Annotated in this window: 15 protein-coding genes; 11 read left to right on the top strand and 4 right to left on the bottom strand. The window is 62.0% G+C overall.

Features of this window, described 5'->3' with window-relative positions; genetic code table 11:
• Nucleotides 1-51: 51 nt before the first annotated feature.
• A complete protein-coding gene (locus ACMGG9_RS22340; protein ID WP_414161727.1) occupies nt 52-1,983 on the bottom strand; it encodes a bifunctional 5-dehydro-2-deoxygluconokinase/5-dehydro-2-deoxyphosphogluconate aldolase in 1,932 nt (643 codons plus the stop codon).
• Nucleotides 1,984-2,529: 546 nt separating this feature from the next.
• Between ACMGG9_RS22340 and iolD the strand changes: the two genes are divergently transcribed.
• From iolD to iolE, 4 genes are read left to right on the top strand one after another with little or no spacing between them, the layout of a single operon-like run.
• On the top strand, nt 2,530-4,470 hold the full coding sequence (iolD, locus tag ACMGG9_RS22335) for a 3D-(3,5/4)-trihydroxycyclohexane-1,2-dione acylhydrolase (decyclizing) (protein WP_033651763.1): 1,941 nt from the start codon (nt 2,530-2,532) through the stop codon (nt 4,468-4,470).
• Nucleotides 4,471-4,511: 41 nt separating this feature from the next.
• Nucleotides 4,512-5,534, top strand: coding sequence for a Gfo/Idh/MocA family protein (locus tag ACMGG9_RS22330; protein ID WP_414161726.1), 1,023 nt, complete (start codon nt 4,512-4,514; stop codon nt 5,532-5,534).
• A gap of 31 nt (nt 5,535-5,565) precedes the next feature.
• A complete protein-coding gene (locus ACMGG9_RS22325; protein WP_033651761.1) occupies nt 5,566-6,450 on the top strand; it encodes a sugar phosphate isomerase/epimerase family protein in 885 nt (294 codons plus the stop codon).
• A 59-nt stretch (nt 6,451-6,509) separates the two neighbouring features.
• Complete coding sequence (gene iolE, locus ACMGG9_RS22320) at nt 6,510-7,406, top strand: myo-inosose-2 dehydratase (RefSeq protein WP_033645315.1); 897 nt, start codon at nt 6,510-6,512, stop codon at nt 7,404-7,406.
• Nucleotides 7,407-7,466: 60 nt separating this feature from the next.
• Here the strand turns inward: iolE and ACMGG9_RS22315 are convergent, their stop codons facing one another.
• Both ACMGG9_RS22315 and ACMGG9_RS22310 read right to left on the bottom strand, forming a co-directional pair.
• Nucleotides 7,467-8,648, bottom strand: coding sequence for a P1 family peptidase (locus ACMGG9_RS22315; RefSeq protein ID WP_414161725.1), 1,182 nt, complete (start codon nt 8,646-8,648; stop codon nt 7,467-7,469).
• Entirely contained in the window at nt 8,641-9,156 is a 516-nt protein-coding gene (locus ACMGG9_RS22310) for a GNAT family N-acetyltransferase (RefSeq protein ID WP_033651759.1), read from the bottom strand. Before ACMGG9_RS22310 ends, ACMGG9_RS22315 begins: the two co-directional genes overlap by 8 nt.
• Before the next feature lie 390 nt (nt 9,157-9,546).
• Here ACMGG9_RS22310 and ACMGG9_RS22305 point away from each other — a divergent pair, with 390 nt between their 5' ends.
• From ACMGG9_RS22305 to gntK, 4 genes are all read left to right on the top strand, one after another.
• The gene (locus tag ACMGG9_RS22305; protein WP_033651758.1) at nt 9,547-10,242 is read left to right on the top strand and encodes a pirin family protein; all 696 of its coding nucleotides are present in this window, start codon (nt 9,547-9,549) and stop codon (nt 10,240-10,242) included.
• Between the two features lie 130 nt (nt 10,243-10,372).
• On the top strand, nt 10,373-11,368 hold the full coding sequence (gntR, locus tag ACMGG9_RS22300) for a gluconate operon transcriptional repressor GntR (protein ID WP_004930833.1): 996 nt from the start codon (nt 10,373-10,375) through the stop codon (nt 11,366-11,368).
• A gap of 340 nt (nt 11,369-11,708) precedes the next feature.
• Nucleotides 11,709-13,025: a gluconate transporter gene (gene gntT, locus ACMGG9_RS22295; RefSeq protein ID WP_016930400.1), complete on the top strand. Its 1,317-nt coding sequence runs from the start codon at nt 11,709-11,711 to the stop codon at nt 13,023-13,025.
• 101 nt (nt 13,026-13,126) lie between these two features.
• Nucleotides 13,127-13,654 carry a gluconokinase gene (gntK, locus tag ACMGG9_RS22290; protein ID WP_033651757.1) on the top strand — a complete coding sequence of 176 codons (528 nt, stop codon included), beginning with the start codon at nt 13,127-13,129 and terminating at the stop codon, nt 13,652-13,654.
• A gap of 30 nt (nt 13,655-13,684) precedes the next feature.
• Here gntK and ACMGG9_RS22285 read toward each other — a convergent pair whose 3' ends face one another.
• A complete protein-coding gene (locus tag ACMGG9_RS22285; protein ID WP_025159894.1) occupies nt 13,685-14,278 on the bottom strand; it encodes a YhgN family NAAT transporter in 594 nt (197 codons plus the stop codon).
• 394 nt (nt 14,279-14,672) lie between these two features.
• On the opposite strand from ACMGG9_RS22285, the gene asd reads away from it, so the two are divergent.
• From asd to glgX, 3 genes are all read left to right on the top strand, one after another.
• Nucleotides 14,673-15,776, top strand: coding sequence for an aspartate-semialdehyde dehydrogenase (gene asd / locus ACMGG9_RS22280; RefSeq protein WP_016930397.1), 1,104 nt, complete (start codon nt 14,673-14,675; stop codon nt 15,774-15,776).
• A gap of 444 nt (nt 15,777-16,220) precedes the next feature.
• Nucleotides 16,221-18,407, top strand: a complete 2,187-nt coding sequence (gene glgB / locus ACMGG9_RS22275) for a 1,4-alpha-glucan branching enzyme (RefSeq protein ID WP_033645310.1) — start codon at nt 16,221-16,223, stop codon at nt 18,405-18,407.
• Nucleotides 18,404-20,386: a glycogen debranching protein GlgX gene (gene glgX, locus ACMGG9_RS22270; protein WP_414161724.1), complete on the top strand. Its 1,983-nt coding sequence runs from the start codon at nt 18,404-18,406 to the stop codon at nt 20,384-20,386. Before glgB ends, glgX begins: the two co-directional genes overlap by 4 nt.
• The last annotated feature ends 3 nt before the right edge of the window (nt 20,387-20,389 follow it).

The following is a 20,389-nucleotide window of genomic DNA, read 5'->3' as shown; positions in this document are numbered from 1 at the left end:
CCCCTTAAAGCGGCGAAATGGCCTTAAGGGGACGTGAACCTGCTGTTGCTGTCAGTGCGCGCCGCCCGCCTGCGGACGGTACTGGCGCCAGAAACCGATCAGCGTCAGGTATTTTTGTTTCACCTGCTCGATCAGGGCCGCGTCGTCGATTTCCCCCTGTAGCCAGCGGCGCGAAGGTTGGCCGAAAATGGTGCGGCCGACGGCGAAACCTTTCACCCAGCGCGCATCTGCGGCGGCGGCAAAGCCCGCCTTCAGCACCGCCTCCGGGGAGTCGAGCCCCAGGATCAGCACGCCGCGGCAGTCGGGATCGCAGGCGTCGATCAGCGCGCCGACCTGCTGCCAGTTTTCCGCGCTCAGCGGCGGCAGTTTCCACCAGTCCGGCTGAATGCCCAACTGGTAGAAGTGTTCAATCATCTCCAGGTAATAGTGCTCGTCCTTGTCGGCGTTGCTGTCCGGCAGGATCACCTCCAGCAGCAGTTCGTGACCGGATTTGCAGCAGCCGCGGTAGACGTCGGCGATCAGCGCATCCTGTTCGCGGCGCAGTTCCGCCGCGTCGTGCGGGTGATAAAACACCAGGCACTTCACCACGTGCTCCTGCGGCCAGTCGATCAATTGCGAGCCAATATTGCCGTGCTCCAGGCGCAGCGGGCGCGAGCTGGGCAGCTCCACCGGCCGGCCGATCCACCATCCCTGGCCGGTGATTTCGTTCAGCGCCGCCTGCCCGTAGGTGGTGTCGGCCAGAATGCCGCTGTTGCCGTCGAGGCCGGCCTGAGCGGCAGCCTGTTGCGCCGCGGTGAGCAGCAGGGTCTTCAGACGCGGGATGCGTTCCTCGCCGACGCCGGCTTCGCGCGCCATGTCCGCCAGCTGCTTGCGGTGATCGAAGGCGAACACGCACAGTTCCGGCCACTGTTGCTTGCGGGTGGTGACCCGGTGCAGGTGGTTCAGGCGCGCGTCGCGGTCCGGGCGCGTGACCTGTTGTTCACGCTGCAGGTAGTCGTCCAGCTCCCGTTTGGTCGGCATGGCCGGCGCGCAGCCGTGGCGCGAGACCACCAATGCGCCGCAGGCGTTGGCGTAGCGGCAGGCCTGATCCCAACCCTCATCGTTCAGATAGCCGCGCAGCAGACCGGACATAAAGGCGTCGCCGGCCCCCAGCACGTTCAGCACCTCCACCCGCACGCCGGCGTGCAGCTTCACCTGCGCCCAGTCGTCGGCGATGTCATCTTCGAACACCGAGCAGCCCTGCGCGCCGCGCTTGCACACCAGCGTGGCCGCGGTCGTCCGGCGCACGTTTTTCAGCGCCGTCAGCGTATCGGTGCTGCCGCCGGCGATATGAAATTCCTCTTCGGTGCCGACGATCAGATCGAAATGGTGCAGCACTTCCTGCAGCTCGCGGGTCACCTGTGCCGATTCCACAAAGCGGGTTTCGCCGTCGCCCAGCGACGTCAGCCCCCACAGCACCGGGCGATAATCGATGTCGAGCGCGGTGCGCAAACCGTGGCGGCGCGCGTATTCCAGCGCCTTCAACACGGCGGCGCGGGTGTTCGGGTGCGACAGGTGCGTGCCGGTGATGGCCAGCGCGCGTGCGCTGGCGATGTAGGTTTCGTCGATGTCGTCCGGCGTCAGCGCCATGTCCGCGCAGTTTTCGCGGTAGAAGATCAGCGGGAAGGTTTCCTGATCCTTGATGCCGAGGATCACCAGGCCGGTTAACCGGTGTTTGTCGGTGATCAGACAGCGGGTATCGGCCCCGACGCGCTGCAGCTCTTCACGCAGAAAACGGCCCATGTGTTCATCGCCGACGCGGGCCAGCATGCCGGATTTCAACCCCTGAATGGCGGTGCCGTAGGCCACGTTGCCGGAAGAGCCGCCGAGGTATTTGGCGAATGTGCCGGCGTCTTCCAGACGCGCGCCGATCTGCTGAGCATAGAAATCGACGGCGATGCGCCCGAGACAAATGACATCAAGCTGTTTTTCTTGTGTAGCCATACCCGTTTCCTTCTGTTTAAGCAAAACTCCGGCGGCGGCCCAAGCGTGGCGCCTTGCAGGAAGCATGGGAATAGTATGGGGAATGAAAATTTCAATTTCAATATGGAATGAAATTTACACCCCAAAAATGTGATGCGTTTAAAACATCGACGGAGGAGCGGAAAAAGCGGATTAAGTCGCCATGAGAGGGTGGCGGAGGGCGTGCGGCAAAGAGGCGCCGGGGCAGGATGAAAGACGGTCGCCCTGCGTGCTGATGGGGTTCCCCGGCCGGTGCGCGGCGCTAAGCCGGTAAAGGCCAAACCACGAGATGAAACGGGCTTTTCATCTAATATGCGATCTTTATCGCAAAATGAAATGTTTCTTCTGTAATGTGATTTTATGAAAAATATATTTGTTTATAATCGCTTCACGTTTCAGGTTGTCGACTTCGTGAGCAGCGGGCATCGCCTGCTCAAGATAATAGCTGCCGCCGCGTAACACAAACACGGGATTGTCGGCTCGGCGCGAGCCCTTTCCGGGGCGGCCCTCAATCTAAAGGGTGAGTAAATGGGCAAGATCAGGCTAACCATGGCGCAGGCGCTCGTCAGATTTCTCGATAACCAGTATCTGCTGGCCGACGGGGTGGAAACCAAATTCGTCGCGGGCATTTTCGCGATTTTCGGCCACGGCAACGTACTGGGGCTGGGGCAAGCGCTGGAACAGGATAGTGGCGATCTGCGGGTGCACCAGGGCCGCAACGAACAGGGGATGGCCCACGCGGCGATCGGCTTCGCCAAGCAGAAATTGCGCCGGCAGATTTACGCCTGCACCTCCTCGGTCGGCCCCGGCGCCGCCAATATGATCACCGCCGCGGCTACCGCCACCGCCAACCGTATCCCTTTATTGCTGCTGCCGGGCGACGTTTACGCCTCCCGCCAGCCGGATCCGGTGCTGCAGCAAATCGAACAGTCTTACGATCTCAGCATCAGCACCAACGACGCGTTCCGCGCGGTGAGCAAGTACTGGGACCGCATCGTGCGGCCGGAACAGCTGATGAGCGCCTGCATCAACGCGATGCGCGTGCTGACCGATCCGGCGGAAACCGGCGCGGTGACGCTGTGTCTGCCGCAGGACGTGCAGGGGGAAGCCTACGACTACCCCGACTATTTCTTCCAAAAACGCGTGCACCGGCTCGATCGCCGCCCGGCGACCGATGGCATGTTGGCGGACGCCTTGGCGCTGCTGACGGCCAAACGCAAACCGCTGCTGGTGTGCGGCGGCGGCGTGAAGTACTCGCAGGCCGGGCGGGCGCTGCGCGAATTCGCCGAGCGCTTCGGCATTCCGTTCGCCGAGACCCAGGCCGGCAAAGGCGCGGTGCCGAGCGATCATGAATTCAACCTCGGCGGCATCGGCGAAACCGGCTGCCTGGCGGCCAACACGCTGGCTCGACAGGCCGATCTGGTGATTGGCGTCGGCACCCGTTACACCGATTTCACTACCTCGTCCAAATGGCTGTTCCAACATCCGGACGTCAGCTTCCTCAATATCAACGTCAGCGCCTTTGACGCCGGCAAGCTCGACGGCGTGCAGGTGCTGGCGGACGCCCGCGAGGGCCTGAGCGAACTGAGCGCGCTGCTGGCGCAGGCTGATTATCGCGCCGGCTGGGGCGACGCCATCGCCGCGGCGCGCGGCGCCCAGCGTGAAGAGACCGAGCGGGTTTACGCGGTGGAATACAGCGGCGCAGGCTTTGTGCCGGAAATAGACGATCACCTCGATCGCGAACGGGTGTTCGCCGAATTTATCGCGCAGACCGACTCGGCGATGACGCAAAGCCGGGTGCTGGGGGTGCTGAACCGCGAGCTGCCGCCGGACAGCGTGATTGTGGCCGCCGCCGGCAGCCTGCCGGGCGACCTGCAGCGGGTGTGGCACAACCATGGCGAGCACGGTTACCACGTGGAATACGGCTACTCCTGCATGGGGTACGAGGTGAACGCCGCATTGGGGGTCAAGCTGGCCGAGCCGCAGCGCGAAGTGTACGCGATGGTGGGCGACGGCGCCTTCATGATGCTCCATTCCGAGCTGGTCACTTCGATTCAGGAAGGCTGCAAGATCAACGTGGTGCTGTTTGACAACATGACCAACGGCTGCATCAACAACCTGCAGATGGAACACGGCATGGACAGTTACACCACCGAATTCCGCTTCCGCAATCCAGAGGGCGGCAAGCTCGACGGCAAACTGGTGCCGGTCGATTTCGCCATGCTGGCGGCGGCTTACGGCTGCAAAACCTATCGCGTCACCACCGAGCAGCAGCTGCTCGACGCGCTGGCCGACGCCCGCAGGCAAACCGTGTCCACGCTGCTCGACATCAAAGTGCTGCCGAAGACCATGGTGCACAAGTACCTCAGCTGGTGGCGCGTGGGCGGCGCTCAGGTGGCCGACAGCGAGAAAATCGTCGCAGTGGCGCGCAAGCTGCAGGAAAACATCGATAAGGCGCGCGATTACTGATTCGTTTTCGAACACAACACACTTTCCAGAGGGTAGCGAAAATGACTTTGAACATTGGGGTTATCGGCACCGGCGCCATCGGCCGCGATCATATCCGTCGCTGCAGCCAAGTTTTGCAGGGCGCCCGAGTCGTGGCGGTGAACGACATCAATCGCGACAACGCCGCCAAGGCGGTGAACGATCTGCAGCTGGATGCGCGGGTGTATGACAGCGGCCACGATCTGATCAAGGCCGCCGACGTGCAGGCGGTGCTGGTCACCTCCTGGGGGCCGAGCCACGAAGAATTCGTGCTGGCGGCCATCGCCGCCGGCAAACCGGTGTTCTGCGAGAAACCGCTGGCGGTGACCGCGCAGGGCTGCAAAAACATCGTCGATGCCGAAGCGAAGCACGGCAAGCGGCTGGTGCAGGTCGGCTTTATGCGCCCCTATGACCAGGGCTATCGCGCGCTGAAACAGGTGCTGACCAGCGGCCAGATCGGCGAACCGCTGATGTTGCACTGTGCGCACCGCAACCCGACGGTCGGCGAGGCTTACACCACCGACATGGCGATCACCGACACCCTGATCCACGAAATCGACGTGCTGCGCTGGCTGCTAGACGACGACTATGTGTCGGTGCAGGTGGTGTTCCCGCGCAAGAGCCCGAAGGCGTTCCCGCATCTGAAAGATCCGCAGATTGTGCTGTTCGAAACCGCCAAAGGCACCCGCATCGACGTCGAGATTTTCGTCAACTGCCAGTACGGCTACGACATTCAGTGTGAAGTGGTGGGGGAAACCGGCATCGCCAAACTGCCGGAGCCGTCCTCGGTGCAGCTGCGCAGCGGCGCCCGCCTGTCGACCGAAATCCTGACCGACTGGAAGGATCGCTTTATCGACGCCTATGACGTCGAGCTGCAGGGGTTCATCAACGACGTGGCCGCGGGCCAACTGACCGGGCCTTCTGCCTGGGACGGCTACGCCGCCGCCGTGACCGCCGACGCCTGCGTGGCGGCCCAGCTCAGCGGCGAGATCGTACCGGTGACCCTGCCGGCGCGCCCGGCGTTTTACAACAAGCCATCGGCTTGAACCCCGTACCCACGATTGCAGAGGAGTGACCATGAAGATCGCTTTTGATGTCGACGTTATCCGGGATTTGGGCGTGACCAAAATGGTTCAGCAGGTGGCGGACTGGGGCTATAAGTACATCGAGCAGTCGCCGCACCCGCAGATCAACCCGTTTTACAAGCATCCGAAGGCCAGCCGCGAAATCATGGCGGAGTATAAAAACGCCCTGAAAGCGACCGGCGTGGAAATATCCTCATTTATCGTGGTGTATCGCTGGTCCGGGCCGGGGGAAGATCGCCGTCAGGCGGCGGTCAAAAACTGGCGACGGATGATCGAAATCGCGGTGGAGATGGGCGTGCAGGTGATCAACACCGAGTTGGCCGGTAACCCCAACGAGCCGGAGATCTGCGAGGAGCTGTGGTATCGCTCGATGGAGGAGCTGCTGCCGATCGTCGAGCGTGAGGGCATCCGTATGGAGATCCAGTCGCATCCGTGGGACTTCTGTGAGCTGAGCAACGAAACCGCCGATCTGGTGAAATCGCTGCGCAGCGACCACGTCAAATACCTCTACAGCGTGCCGCACACCTTCTACTACGACAAGGGGCAGGGCGACGTGGCCGGCATGCTGAAGTACGCAGGGGACGATCTGTCCCACGTGCTGATCGCCGACACCATGAACCACACCAAGCACTGCCGCTATATCGTCAACCCGCCGGGCGTTGACGCCGCGGTGCACCAGCATGTCGGCATCGGCGAAGGTGAGGTGAATTTCGACGCCCTGTTCCAGACGCTGCGCGACATGGAATTCGCCAACCGCAACTTCAAGGTCGGTGGCGAATCGATCATCTGCACCTCGCTGTTCGGCTATCCGGAAAAGATGCCGAGCCAGGCGGTGGCGACCAGAGAGCGCATCGAAAGAGAGCTGTTGGGCAACTAATCTTATTCGGCTCGCCGGCGGCGTTTGCACCGGCGGCCCTCCAAGGACCGAGGCAGACCATGAATAAAGACAACGTGAAATTGGCCATTGCGCCGATCGGCTGGACCAACGACGACATGCCCGATCTGGGCAAGGAAAACACCTTTCAGCAGTGCGTCAGCGAAATGGCGCTGGCCGGCTTCACCGGCAGCGAAGTGGGCAGCAAATATCCGCGCGATCCGGCGGTGCTGAAGCCGATGCTGGATATTCGCGGCATCCAGATCTGCAACGCCTGGTTCAGCACCTTTTTCGCCGATGGTCAGAAAGACAAAACCATCGATGAATTTATCAACCACATGAATTTCCTGCATGCCATGGGCGCCAGGGTGATCGGCTGTTCTGAACAGAGCAAGAGCATTCAGGGCACCACCAAAGGCGTGTTCGAAGAGAAGCCGTACTTCAGCGATGAAGAGTGGCGGCGGGTGGCCGACGGTTACAACGAGCTGGCGAAGATCGCCGCCGGCAAAGGCATGCAGGTGTGTCTGCACCACCACATGGGCACCGGCATTCAGACCACCGCCGAAATCGATCGCTACATGAGTATGGTCAACGACGACGTCTACCTGCTGTTCGATACCGGCCACGCCTACTATTCGGAAGGCAGCCAGCAGGCGATGATGGCGATCCTGGAGAAGTATCTGCCGCGCATCAACCACGTCCATCTGAAGGACGTGCGCGATGAGGTGGTGGCGGAAGTGAAGGCCAACAAGCTGAGCTTCCTCGACGGCGTGAAGAAGGGCACCTTCACCGTGCCGGGTGATGGCGTGATCGACTTCAGGCCGGTGTTCAAGCTGCTGGACGAGCGCGGTTACAAGGGATGGATGGTGGTGGAGGCCGAGCAGGATCCGGCGCTGGCCAACCCGTTCGAGTATGCGGTGAAAGCGCGCCGCTATATTCGGGAAACCGCCGGCATTTAAGCGGTAAGGGGCAATAAAACTCGAGGGGCGCCGCCAGCGCCCCTTTTTGATGGCGGCGCGTTAGCCGCCGAGCGTTCGCCAGGTGGCAACCTGGCTGCCCGGCCACGGCGTGGCGGCATACACGCCCCGGGCGATCGCCCGAGCCAGGGTGTCCGCCGCCAGCGCGCCGATCTGCAGCACCGCCAGTTCGCGGCTGCCCTGTACCTCGCGCCGCCCGGTGGACAGGGCGAACACCACGTCGCCGTCAAACGGGCTGTGCAGCGGGCGAATAGCGCGCGCCATGCCGTCTTGCGCCATGATGGCCACCCGTTTCAACTCCACGCGCGTCAGCGCCAGATCGGTGGCGATGCAGGCCAGGGTGGTGTTCTTTCTGCCGCCCTGCGGCTCTTGCACCATCCAGTCTTCGCCCTGAGCGTGCAGTTGCGCCAGCGCCGCCGCGCCGCCGTTGCCGAATTCACCGTCAATTTCATAGGGCGTCGCCCAGAAGGCGCGGGTGCCGGGCGCTACCACCGCACCCAGGCTGTTGACCGCCACCAGCGCGCCGACGGTAGCGCCGTTGGCGGCGACGATAGACGCCGAACCGAGGCCGCCTTTCAGCTTGCCCATGCCGGTCATGGCGCCGTAGCCGGCGCCGACGGTGCCCAGCGGAAAGTCCAATCCAGCCGTGCCGACCGCGTCGATGCCCAACTGGCGATACGGCGGCGTGAGCTGCCAGTTTTTGTCACCGCCGTTGGCCAGATCGTACAGGCAGGCGGTGGGCACGATCGGGGAGACCGGCACGCCGGGCGCTGGGCGCAGCGCGTAGCCTCGGCCCTGTTGCCCCAGCCAGGCCGCGACGCCGTCCGCCGCCGCCAGGCCGTAAACTGAACCGCCGCTGAACGTCAGCGCATCGATGGTTTGTACCAGATTGTCTTCGCCCAAGGCGTCGGTTTCCCGGGTGGCGGGGCCGCCGCCGCGCACGTCCACGGCGGCCATCGCTGGGCTGTCCGGCAGGATCACCGTCGCGCCGGTGCGCACCCGGCTGTCCTGCGCCACGCCGACCTTCAGGCCCGGCACATCGGTAATCAGGTTGCGGGCGCCAGGGCGCCCGGTGGCGGAAGTTGGCATAGCGGCACCTAATGGGGTGAGGGGAGAGAACATGCCGGCGGCGGCGGTCAGGCCGGCCAGCGCTTGTAAAAAAGTTCGGCGGTTGATGTTAAGGGGCCGGCGCAGCGGCCCCTGCGGGGGGATGAGATCACGCATCTGCGCGTGGCTGCCCGGAGCGCAGACGCGCCATATGGTAGGCATCGACCAGCACGCCGTCGCGCATGGCATAGGCGCGGCTGGTGCCCTCTATCTCAAAGCCGAATTTGCGGTACAGCGCGATGGCCGCCGGGTTATCGGTGAACACCGTCAGTTCGATGCGCTCGATGGCCGCCCAGTTGTCGCACAGGTCGAGCATCGCCTGCATCAGGCGGCTGCCGACGCCTTTACCGTGGTAGCGCGGATCGACGCCGATGCCGAAGGTGGCGACGTGGCGGCGGCGAACGCGCTGATTCAGCATCACAACCAACTGGCCGGCAAGCTGCCCGTCGATGATGGCGGCCAGGTTATGCGTGCCCGGTTCGGGATTGGCGAGGCGCTTCTGCCAGGACTCGACGGACGGTAGCGGGAGCTGCAGCGTATCGCGGTAGACGGGCGTCTGAGAATAAAGATGATGCAGGGCCTGCGCATCCGTTGTTTCCACGTGGCGTATCACGATCTCGCTCATCTCGCTGCTCCTGTCGCTTACCGGTTGAATAACCTCTGAATTTATCCGTTTACTGCCTTGAGTCAATATTATTTAAACGGGTCAAAAAAAACGCTTTACAGGTGCGAATGATAATGATTATTATTGCGATGCGTTCCGGGGAGGGCATCAACCCTTGATACTCTCGCTGCGAAGGCACGACATTGCTCACATTGCTTCCAGTGTTTACTTAGCCAGCTCGGGTGCTGGCTTTTTTTTTTGCCATTTTTCAGTCGTTCCCGCTTTCAACAAATCCGCTGCCCATCCGCCGTTTCATTTCATCGAAATTTTTGAACAGAGGCATGAGTTTTTTACGCTTTCTTATTCTGCTGGCAGGACTAGACTGTAAAAAAACATTGAGGAGAGTTGAATATGATTTATGTACGTAAAGCGGAAGACCGCGGCCACGCCAATCATGGCTGGCTGGATAGCTGGCACACCTTCTCATTTGCCGATTACTACGATCCGAACTTTATGGGGTTCTCGGCGCTGCGGGTGATCAACGAAGATGTGATCGACGCAGGGCAGGGTTTCGGTACCCACCCGCATAAAGACATGGAAATCCTGACCTACGTGCTGAGCGGCACGGTGGAACACCAGGACAGCATGGGCAACAAGGAGCAGATCCAGGCCGGCGAATTCCAGATCATGAGTGCGGGCACCGGCGTGCGTCACTCCGAGTACAACGCCAATCAGGATCGTCCGTTGCACCTGTACCAGATTTGGATCATCCCGGATCAGGTCGGGCTGGAGCCGCGCTACGAACAGCGCATGTTCGACGCGCCGCAGGGCCGTCAGCTGGTGCTGTCGCCGGATGCGCGTGACGGCTCGCTGAAGGTGTTCCAGGACATGACGCTGTCGCGTTGGGCGCTGAATAAAGGTGAGCAGGCGGAATACGCGATCGACGCCGGACGCCGCATTTGGATCCAGGTGGTGCGCGGCAAGGTCTCGGTCAATGGCCAGGCCGCCGGCATCAGCGACGCGTTTGCGGTGTGGGATGAATCGGCGCTGACGATTCAGGCCGACGAAGAGAGCGAAATCCTGCTGTTCGATCTGCCGCCGGTGTGATTAAGCGGTAAATATCAAGGGCTCACGGTGTGAGCCCTTTTTGCGTTGGCCGTCGCATAACCGACAATATCGGCGCGCCGTTTTTTTTGCTAAAATGACTGCCCATTCACGGTTAGTCAGTTCATTGATAATGAAGAAAAAACGGCCGGTACTCCAGGATGTGGCGGACAAGGTGGGCGTGACCAAGATGACGGTGAGCCGTTATCTGCGCAATCCCGACCAGGTTTCCGCCGCCCTGCAGCAAAAAATCGCCGTCGCGCTGGATGAGCTGGGCTACATCCCCAACCGCGCGCCGGACATTCTCTCCAACGCCACCAGCCGGGCGATTGGCGTGCTGTTGCCGTCGCTGACCAACCAGGTGTTCGCCGAAGTGCTGCGCGGCATCGAAAGCGTGACCGACGCGCACAACTACCAGACCATGCTGGCGCACTACGGCTATCTGCCGGAGCGTGAAGAAGAGCGTCTGACCTCGCTGCTGTCTTACAATATCGACGGTTTGATCCTGTCCGAGCGCCACCACACGCCGCGCACCCTGAAGATGATCGAGGTGGCGGGCATTCCGGTGGTAGAGCTGATGGACTGCGTCTCGCCGTGCATCGATCTGGCGGTGGGCTTCAACAACTTCGAGGCGGCGCGCCAGATGACGCAGCAAATCATCGCGCACGGCCACCGTCACGTGGTCTACTTCGGCGCCCGTCAGGATGAACGTACCATCATCAAACAACAGGGGTATGAGCAGGCGATGCGTGAATCCGGCCTGGAGCCGTACAGCATCATGACCGCGCGGTCTTCCTCCTACTCCGCCGGCGGCGAGCTGCTGCGCCAGGCGCAGCGCGATTATCCGCAGATCGACAGTATCTTCTGCACCAACGATGACCTGGCGATCGGCGCGGCCTTCGAGTGCCAGAGACAGGGGCTGTCGATCCCGCAGGACATGGCGATCGCCGGTTTCCACGGCCATGACATCGGTCAGGTGATGGTGCCGAAGCTGGCCAGCGTGCTGACCCCGCGCGAGCGCATGGGGCAGATCGGCGCCGAGCGCCTGCTGGCCCGGCTGCGCGGCGAAACGGTGTGCCCGCGCATGGTGGACGTCGGTTTCACCGTGATCCCCGGCGGTAGCATCTGAGCCATTTTAACGTTCTGTTTTAACACCCTTTCTTTTTGCAGCGCGTCCTGAGGCGCGCTGGTTATCCCGCCTGTAAGCCCGCCGCTCGTTGCCGACATAAGTTTGATCTCTGTCCCAGAACGCGAATTTTAGCCGCTTACCCGGTTCCGAGGATTATGTTGTTACCGGTATCATGATACCGGTAACAACGAGTGGGCGGTCATCTTGCTGCAAGACTGAACCTCTGAATCAACAACACCTACAGCTCTTCTTAAACACCGGGAAAGAGCCTAAAAATAAAACAATCGCACGCTTTACGCCTATCGTAAAGAGAGTCGCGATAAAAGGTTGGAGAAAAACTATGCCATTAGTGATTGTTGCAGGCGGCGTAGCGCTGCTGCTGCTGCTGATGATCCGCTTCAAGCTGAACGGCTTTATCTCTCTGGTTCTGGTTGCTCTGGCGGTCGGGATTGCACAGGGGATGCCGGTCGATAAGGTCATCGGCTCCATCAAGGCCGGCGTGGGCGGCACGCTGGGCAGCCTGGCGCTGATCATGGGCTTCGGCGCCATGCTCGGCAAGCTGCTGGCGGACTGCGGCGGCGCACAGCGCATCGCCACCACGCTGATCGACAAGTTCGGCAGAAAACACATTCAATGGGCGGTGGTGCTGACCGGTTTCACCGTCGGCTTCGCGCTGTTCTACGAAGTGGGCTTCGTGCTGTTGCTGCCGCTGGTGTTCACCATCGCCGCCTCCGCGCGCATTCCGCTGCTGTACGTCGGCGTGCCGATGGCCGCCGCGCTGTCGGTGACTCACGGCTTCCTGCCGCCGCACCCGGGCCCGACCGCCATCGCCACCATCTTCCATGCCGACATGGGTAAAACCCTGTTGTACGGCACGCTGCTGGCGATCCCGACGGTGATCCTGGCCGGCCCTGTCTATGCCCGCTTCCTGAAAGGCATCGACAAGCCGGTGCCGGAAGGCCTGTACAACCCGAAAACCTTTACCGACGCGGAGATGCCGAGCTTTGGCGTCAGCGTCGCCACGTCGCTGGTGCCAGTGATCCTGATGGCGCTGCGCGCGGTCGCTGAAATGGTGCTGCCGAAGGGCCACAGCCTGCTGCGCTTCGCCGAGTTCTTCGGCGACCCGGTGATGGCGACCCTGATCGCCGTGCTGATCGCCATCTTCACCTTCGGCCTGAACCGCGGCCGCACCATGGATGAAGTGATGGGCACCATCACCGACTCGATTAAAATCATCGCCATGATGCTGTTGATCATCGGCGGCGGCGGCGCCTTCAAACAGGTGCTGGTGGACAGCGGCGTCGAGCAGTACATCGCCGGCCTGATGGAAGGCAGCAACGTTTCGCCGATCCTGATGGCCTGGTCGATCGCCGCCGCGCTGCGTCTGGCGCTGGGTTCCGCCACCGTGGCGGCGATCACCGCCGGCGGCATCGTCGCCCCGCTGATCGCCACCACCGGCGTCAGCCCTGAGCTGATGGTGATTGCGGTCGGTTCCGGCAGCGTTATCTTCTCGCACGTTAACGATCCGGGCTTCTGGCTGTTCAAGGAGTACTTCAACCTGAGCATCATGGAAACCATCAAATCCTGGTCGGTGCTGGAAACCATCATCTCGGTGTGCGGCCTGGTGGGCTGCCTGCTGCTGGCGACGGTCGTATAATCGTTATCCGACGCCCTGCGGGGCGTCGGCGTTCCAGAGTATCTTTATCAGTTGGGACGCATTTGGCGCGCTCGCGCCAGTTCCCATAAGGGCATGACACAATGAGTAATCCGCAGAATCACGTATTTATCCTGATGGGGGTGTCCGGCAGCGGTAAATCCGCCGTGGCCAGCGCCGTCGCCCGGGAAGCCGATGCCGCCATGCTGGACGGCGATTACCTGCATCCGCGCGCCAACATCAACAAGATGGCTGCCGGGCATGCGCTGGACGACAACGATCGCGCCCCGTGGCTGGCGGCCTTGAACGACGCCATCTTCGCCATGCAACGCACCAATCCCGTGTCGCTGCTGGTCTGCTCGGCGCTGAAGAAAAGCTATCGCGACCGCCTGCGCGAAGGGAATAGCAACCTGCATTTCCTGTATCTGAAAGGCGACCAGTCGGTGATCGAGGAGCGCCTGAAGCAGCGCAAAGGTCACTTCTTCAAACCGCAGATGCTGGTTTCGCAGTTCGCCACGTTGGAAGAGCCGGGCGAGCAGGAGCCGGATGTGCAAGCGATCGACATCAACCAGCCGCTGGACGGCGTGGTCGCCGATACGCTCGCCTATATTCGCCGCGTTACCGCCCGCTGAGCGCGGGCCGTTGTCGGCGCCGCCAGGCGCCTACAGCTTCATGTAAGCCCGCACGCCGTCCAGGAACATCTGGGTCGACAGCATCACCAGAATCAGCCCCATCAACCGCTCCAGCGCGCTGACGCCTTTGCTGCCCAGCAGGCGCAGGAACAGGTTCGACATCAGCAAAATGGCCGCAGAGAGGCCCCAGGCGATCAACAGCGCCGCCACCAGATGGGGCAGCTGATGCGGATACTGGTGCGACAGCAGCATCAATGCAGCCAGAATCGACGGCCCGGCCACCAGCGGGATCGCCAGCGGCACCAGGAACGGCTCCTCGCCGGCGGACAGCCCGGAGCTGTTTCCTTCCTGCGAGGGGAAAATCATCTTGATGGCGATCAGAAACAGGATGATGCCGCCGGAAATGGAGACGGTTTCGGTGCGCAGGTTGAGGAACGCCAGAATTTTCTCGCCGGCGAACAGGAAGATCAGCATCAGCAGCAGGGCGATCAGCAGCTCGCGAATCAACACCACGCGGCGGCGGCGCGGTTCCAGGTGTTTGAGCACCGACATGAAAATCGGCAGGTTGCCCAGCGGATCCATAATTAAAAACAGCAATACCGTAGCGGAAATCATCTCTGTCATGGTGACCTCGTGATCGGGAAAACGCCTCGGCCTTTTCGGCCGCGTCCTTGCCTATACCCTATGGATTTCAAATGGCAGCTAGGCGCCCAGCGATCGCATCCCCAGGAGCTTACTCAAGTAAGTGACTGGGGTATGACAAATCTGCCGGGAGCAGATTTGAACGCTGCTCGCAGCGGCCCCTTGGGGCGTGGCCCACGGATGAGCCACGTAACTACGTGCAGGTAACAACGCTGCAGTTTGAAAGACGACGGGTATATAAGAAGGATTGCTGAGAAATCCCCAGCCATCGAATAAATTCACTTTGCGCCCGCGCCGACATTTTGTAAGGTGAGGAGATATTGCACACAACTCGTTATCACCTAATAAGCCCTTATCCGGGCGGGACACAGATATCATGAAAAACGTTGGTTTCATCGGTTGGCGCGGAATGGTCGGCTCAGTTCTCATGCAACGCATGACGGAAGAGCGCGATTTCGACGCCATTCGCCCGGTCTTTTTCTCCACCTCGCAGCACGGTTCTGCCGCGCCGGCCTTCGGCGGCCAGCAGGGCACGCTGCAGGATGCCTATGACATCGACGCCCTGAGCGCGCTCGATATCATTATTACCTGTCAGGGCGGCGATTATACCAACGAAGTTTATCCTAAGCTGCGCGCCAGTGGTTGGCAGGGTTACTGGATCGACGCGGCCTCGTCGCTGCGCATGCAGGATGACGCCATCATCATTCTGGATCCGGTCAACCACGCGGTGATTCAGCAGGGCCTGGACAAAGGCATCAAAACCTTCGTCGGCGGCAACTGCACCGTCAGCCTGATGCTGATGTCCCTCGGCGGCCTGTTCGCCAACGATCTGGTTGAGTGGGCGTCGGTTGCCACCTACCAGGCGGCCTCCGGCGGCGGCGCTCGCCACATGCGCGAACTGCTGACCCAAATGGGCATGCTGCACGCCGATGTGGCGAAAGAGCTGCAGGATCCGGCCTCCGCCATTCTGGATATCGAACGCAAGGTGACCGAGGCGACCCGCAGCGGCAAACTGCCGACCGACAACTTCGGCGTGCCGCTGGCCGGCAGCCTGATCCCGTGGATCGACAAACAGCTCGACAACGGCCAGAGCCGCGAAGAGTGGAAAGGCCAGGCGGAGACCAACAAGATCCTCAACACCGGCAGCGTGATCCCGGTCGACGGTCTGTGCGTGCGCGTGGGCGCGCTGCGCTGCCACAGCCAGGCGTTCACCCTGAAGCTGAAAAAAGACGTGTCGCTGCCGGAAATTGAGCAGATGCTGGCGACGCACAACGACTGGGTGCGCGTGATCCCGAACGACCGCGAGCTGACCATGCGCGAACTGACGCCTGCGGCGGTGACCGGCACGCTGAATACGCCGGTCGGCCGTCTGCGCAAGCTGAATATGGGGCCGGAGTACCTGTCGGCGTTCACCGTGGGTGACCAACTGCTGTGGGGCGCGGCCGAGCCGCTGCGCCGCATGCTGCGCATCCTGCTGTAAACCCGCACTTCCTGGGGGCTGAGCGCTTTCAGCCCCCTAACGCCTTATTTTCCGCTTTTTTGTTCGCTGCGCGCCGCGTCGGGCAGCGTTATCGCAAGTCTCGTTTCATTGGGCTGTACCCCGCATCTCTTCTCGTCGGCCGCCACATGCAGATGCCGTCAGGCTGGCAGTTTTCTTAATGAAGAATTTTCCTCACCAATGCCGAGCAGTTTTTAACAGACATTGGCTATGCTTAACGCAGGGGGTGAACACTTTTTCACCATGACTGAAATATTTCAAAAAATAAGCATAAAGAGCGAAATTCAGGTCGGCAGAGTAAAGATTGGTCAATAACCGACCGCAATCACGCTTTAGAGTCCGAATGCATTGCATGATGACCAAAACGGCCAAGGAATAACCAACAAGCCGTGCTTAGATCATGCTGTTAATCTAAGGAAGAAGACTATGCCTGTACTTCCCGATCGTGACGTGATTGATCAGATCATCTCCGGCCATTACGCCGATCCCTTTGCTCTGCTTGGCATGCATGCGACCGATAACGGTCTGCAAGTGCGCGCGCTGCTGCCGGACGCCGGCGCAGTCTGGCTGGTGGAACAGCAAACCGGCCGGCGACTGGTGCAGCTGAACTGCGACGATCCGCGCGGTTTCTTCAGCGCCGTGGTGCCGCGGCGAAAAAATCCTTTCCGCTATCAGCTGCAGGTCAGCTGGCGCGATCATCAACAGATCGTCGACGATCCCTACCGGTTCGGCCCGCTGCTGCAGGATATCGACAGCTGGTTATTGGCCGAAGGCACGCACCTGCGCCCCTATGAACGGCTGGGCGCTCACCTCGTCACGCTGGATGGCGTCGACGGCGTCAGCTTTGCGGTCTGGGCGCCCAACGCGCAGCGCGTCTCGGTGGTGGGGGAATTCAACTTCTGGGACGGCCGCCGCCACCCGATGCGTCTGCGGCGTGAGAACGGCATCTGGGAGCTGTTCTTGCCCGGCGTGCGGGCCGGGCAGCTGTACAAATATGAAATCGTCGATTGCTATGGCAATACCCAACTGAAAGCCGATCCTTACGCCTTTGAGGCGCAGATGCGCCCGGATACCGCCTCGCTGGTGGCGCCGCTGCCGGAGGTGGTGCCGTCGACGCCGGCGCGCCGCCGCGCCAACGATTTTGACCAGCCGATCGCCATTTACGAGGTGCATCTCGGCTCATGGCGCCGCCACACCGATAACCACTTTTGGCTCAGCTACGGTGAACTGGCGGTGCAGCTGATCGACTATGTGAAGGACATGGGATTCACCCATATCGAGCTGCTGCCGGTCAACGAGCACCCGTTCGACGGCAGCTGGGGCTACCAGCCGCTGGGGCTGTATGCGCCGACCCGGCGCTTCGGCACGCCGGCCGACTTCAGGGCGTTTGTGGCGGCGGCGCATGAGGCGGGCATCAACGTGATCCTCGACTGGGTGCCGGGGCACTTCCCCAGCGACGCCTACGGCCTGGCGAATTTCGATGGCACTGCGCTGTACGAATACGCCGATCCGCGCGAGGGCTACCATCAGGACTGGAATACGCTGATTTACAACTACGGTCGCCACGAGGTGCGCAACTACCTGGCGGGCAACGCGCTGTATTGGCTGGAGCGCTTCGGCATCGACGCGCTGCGGGTGGATGCGGTGGCGTCGATGATCTATCGCGACTACAGCCGCGCCGACGGCGAGTGGGTGCCGAATTACTACGGCGGCAACGAGAATCTGGAGGCCATCGCCTTCCTGCGTTATACCAACCAGACTATCGGCCAGGCGCAGCCGGGCGCGGTGACGCTGGCGGAGGAATCCACCGACTATCCCGGCGTCACCCTGCCGCCGGACGCCAACGGCCTTGGGTTCCACTACAAATGGAACCTCGGCTGGATGCACGACACGCTCAATTACATGAAGTGCGATCCGGTGCACCGCAAGTATCACCACAACCAGATGACCTTCGGCATGCTGTACGCCTATACCGAGAACTTCGTGTTGCCTATCTCGCACGATGAAGTGGTGCACGGCAAAAAATCGGTCCTCGACCGTATGCCGGGCGACGCCTGGCAGAAATTCGCCAACCTGCGCGCCTATTACGGCTTTATGTGGGCGCATCCGGGCAAGAAGCTGCTGTTTATGGGCTGCGAATTCGCACAGGGGCGCGAGTGGAATTTCGATACCAGCCTCGACTGGCATTTATTGGAAGGGTTGGATAACTGGCATAACGGCGTGCAGCGGCTGGTGCGCGATCTGAACCACTGCTACCGGCAGCAGGCGCCACTGTACGAGCGCGACTACCGGCCTGACGGCTTCGAGTGGCTGGTGGTCGACGATCACGACAACTCGGTGTTCGCCTTCGCGCGCTACGATTCGCAGGGCAATGAGCTGATCGCCATCAGCAACTTTACCCCGGTGCCGCGCTACCGCTACCGCATCGGCCTCTCGCGCGCCGGTGACTACCGCGAGATCCTCAATACCGATTCGCACCACTATCACGGCAGCAACGCCGGCAATCAGGGGCGGGTCTCTTCCGAAGCGGTCGGCAGCCACGGCCGCGACTTCTCCATCTGCGTAACGCTGCCGCCGCTGGCGACCATTTATCTGCTGCGGGAGGCGCCATGACGGAGCTGACGGCCGGCCTCGCCGCGCCGCTGGGCGCGCATTACGACGGCGAAGGCATCAACTTTACCCTGTACTCGGCGCACGCCGAGCGGGTGGAGCTGTGCCTGTTCGACGGCCAGCAGCGCGAAGTGCGCCTGCCGCTGCCGGCGCGCAGCGGCGATATCTGGCATGGCTACTTACCGGGCGGCAGGCCGGGGCAACGTTACGGTTACCGGGTCTACGGCCCGTTTGACCCGGCGAACGGACAGCGTTTTAACCCCAACAAACTGGCGCTCGATCCGGCCGCGCGCGCGGTGGAAGGGCCGGTGGCGGATCACCCGCACCTGCACGGCGGTTACGAGCAGCCGGACCCGCACGACAGCGCGGAGCTGATGCCGAAGTGCGTGGTGGTGGACGAACAGTATGACTGGCAGGACGATCGCCCGCCTGCCACGCCCTGGGGACAGACGGTGATTTACGAAGCGCACGTGCGCGGCCTGACGCTGCTGCACCCGCAGATCCCGCCGGCGCTGCGCGGCAGCTTCGCCGCATTGGGGCACCCGGCGATGATCGCCCACTTCAAACGCCTCGGCATCACCGCGCTGGAACTGCTGCCGGTGCAGCAACATACCTCCGAACCGCGCCTGCAGCGGCTGGGGCTGATCAACTATTGGGGCTATAACGTGCTGGCGCCCTATGCGCCGGACAACCGCTACGCCAGCCTGAGCACCGATGCCACGCCGCTGAACGAATTCCGCGATGCGGTCAAGGCGCTGCACCAAGCCGGCATCGAGGTGATCCTCGACGTGGTGTTCAACCACAGCGCCGAGCTGGATATGGACGGGCCGATGCTGTCGCTGAGCGGCATCGATAACCTGAGCTACTACTGGCTGACGCCCGAAGGGGACTATGTCAACGACACCGGCTGCGGCAACACGCTGCGGTTGGATCAGCCGCAGGGCGTGGCCTGGGTGATGGATTGCCTGCGTTTTTGGGTGCGGGAGTGCCACGTCGACGGCTTCCGTTTCGATCTGGGCAGCGTGCTCGGCCGCACGCCGGGGTTCGATCGCGATGCGCCGCTGTTCCAGGCGATGCTGGCGGACGATGTGCTGTCGCGCTGCAAGCTGATCGCCGAACCCTGGGACATTGGCCCTGGCGGCTATCAGGTAGGGGCGTTTCCCGGCCGCTTCGCCGAATGGAACGATCATTACCGCGATGACATGCGTCGTTTCTGGCTGCAGAGCGGCGTATCGCTCGGCCAGTTCGCCCGGCGTTTTGCCGCTTCCAGCGATCTGTATAACCAGCGCGGGCGAGCGCCTTACGCCACCGTCAACATGCTGACCGCCCATGACGGTTTTACCCTGCAGGACGTGGTCAGCTTCAACGAGAAACACAATCAGCCCAACGGCGAGGGCAACCGCGACGGCAGCGATCGCAATTTCAGCAACAACCACGGCGTCGAAGGCCTGGTCGCCGACGACGCCATTGTGCAACGCCGCAGGGCCAGCCAGCGGGCGATGCTCGCCACGCTGTTGCTGTCCCAGGGAACGCCGATGCTGCTGGCCGGCGATGAACAGGGACACAGCCAGCAGGGGAACAACAATGCCTATTGTCAGGACAACGCCACCACCTGGCTCGATTGGGCCACGGCGGACGACGCGCTGACCGATTACGTCGCGGCGCTGATCGCGCTGCGCCGCCAGATCCCCGCGCTGCAGCAGGACCGCTGGTGGCAGCAGGACGACGGCAGCGTGCAGTGGCTGAACGCGCAAGGGCAGGCGCTCGACGCGCAGCAGTGGGAGCAGGGCGAGCCGCTCATGCAGATCCTGCTGTCGCAGCGCTGGCTGCTGCTGATCAACGCCACGCCGCAAACGACGGAGATGAGGTTGCCGGAAGGCGATTGGCAGGTTGTCGCCCCGTTCACTCAGGAAGACTCACGGGCGGTATTGCCCGCCTGGCACCAGGCCGCGCGCTCGCTTTGCGTACTGGTACGGAAATAATAA

The sequence above is a fragment of the Serratia sp. BNK-10 genome, assembly GCF_047456065.1.
Lineage (GTDB): Bacteria > Pseudomonadota > Gammaproteobacteria > Enterobacterales > Enterobacteriaceae > Serratia > Serratia ureilytica.
This window is presented reverse-complemented; position numbering and strand designations above follow the sequence as displayed.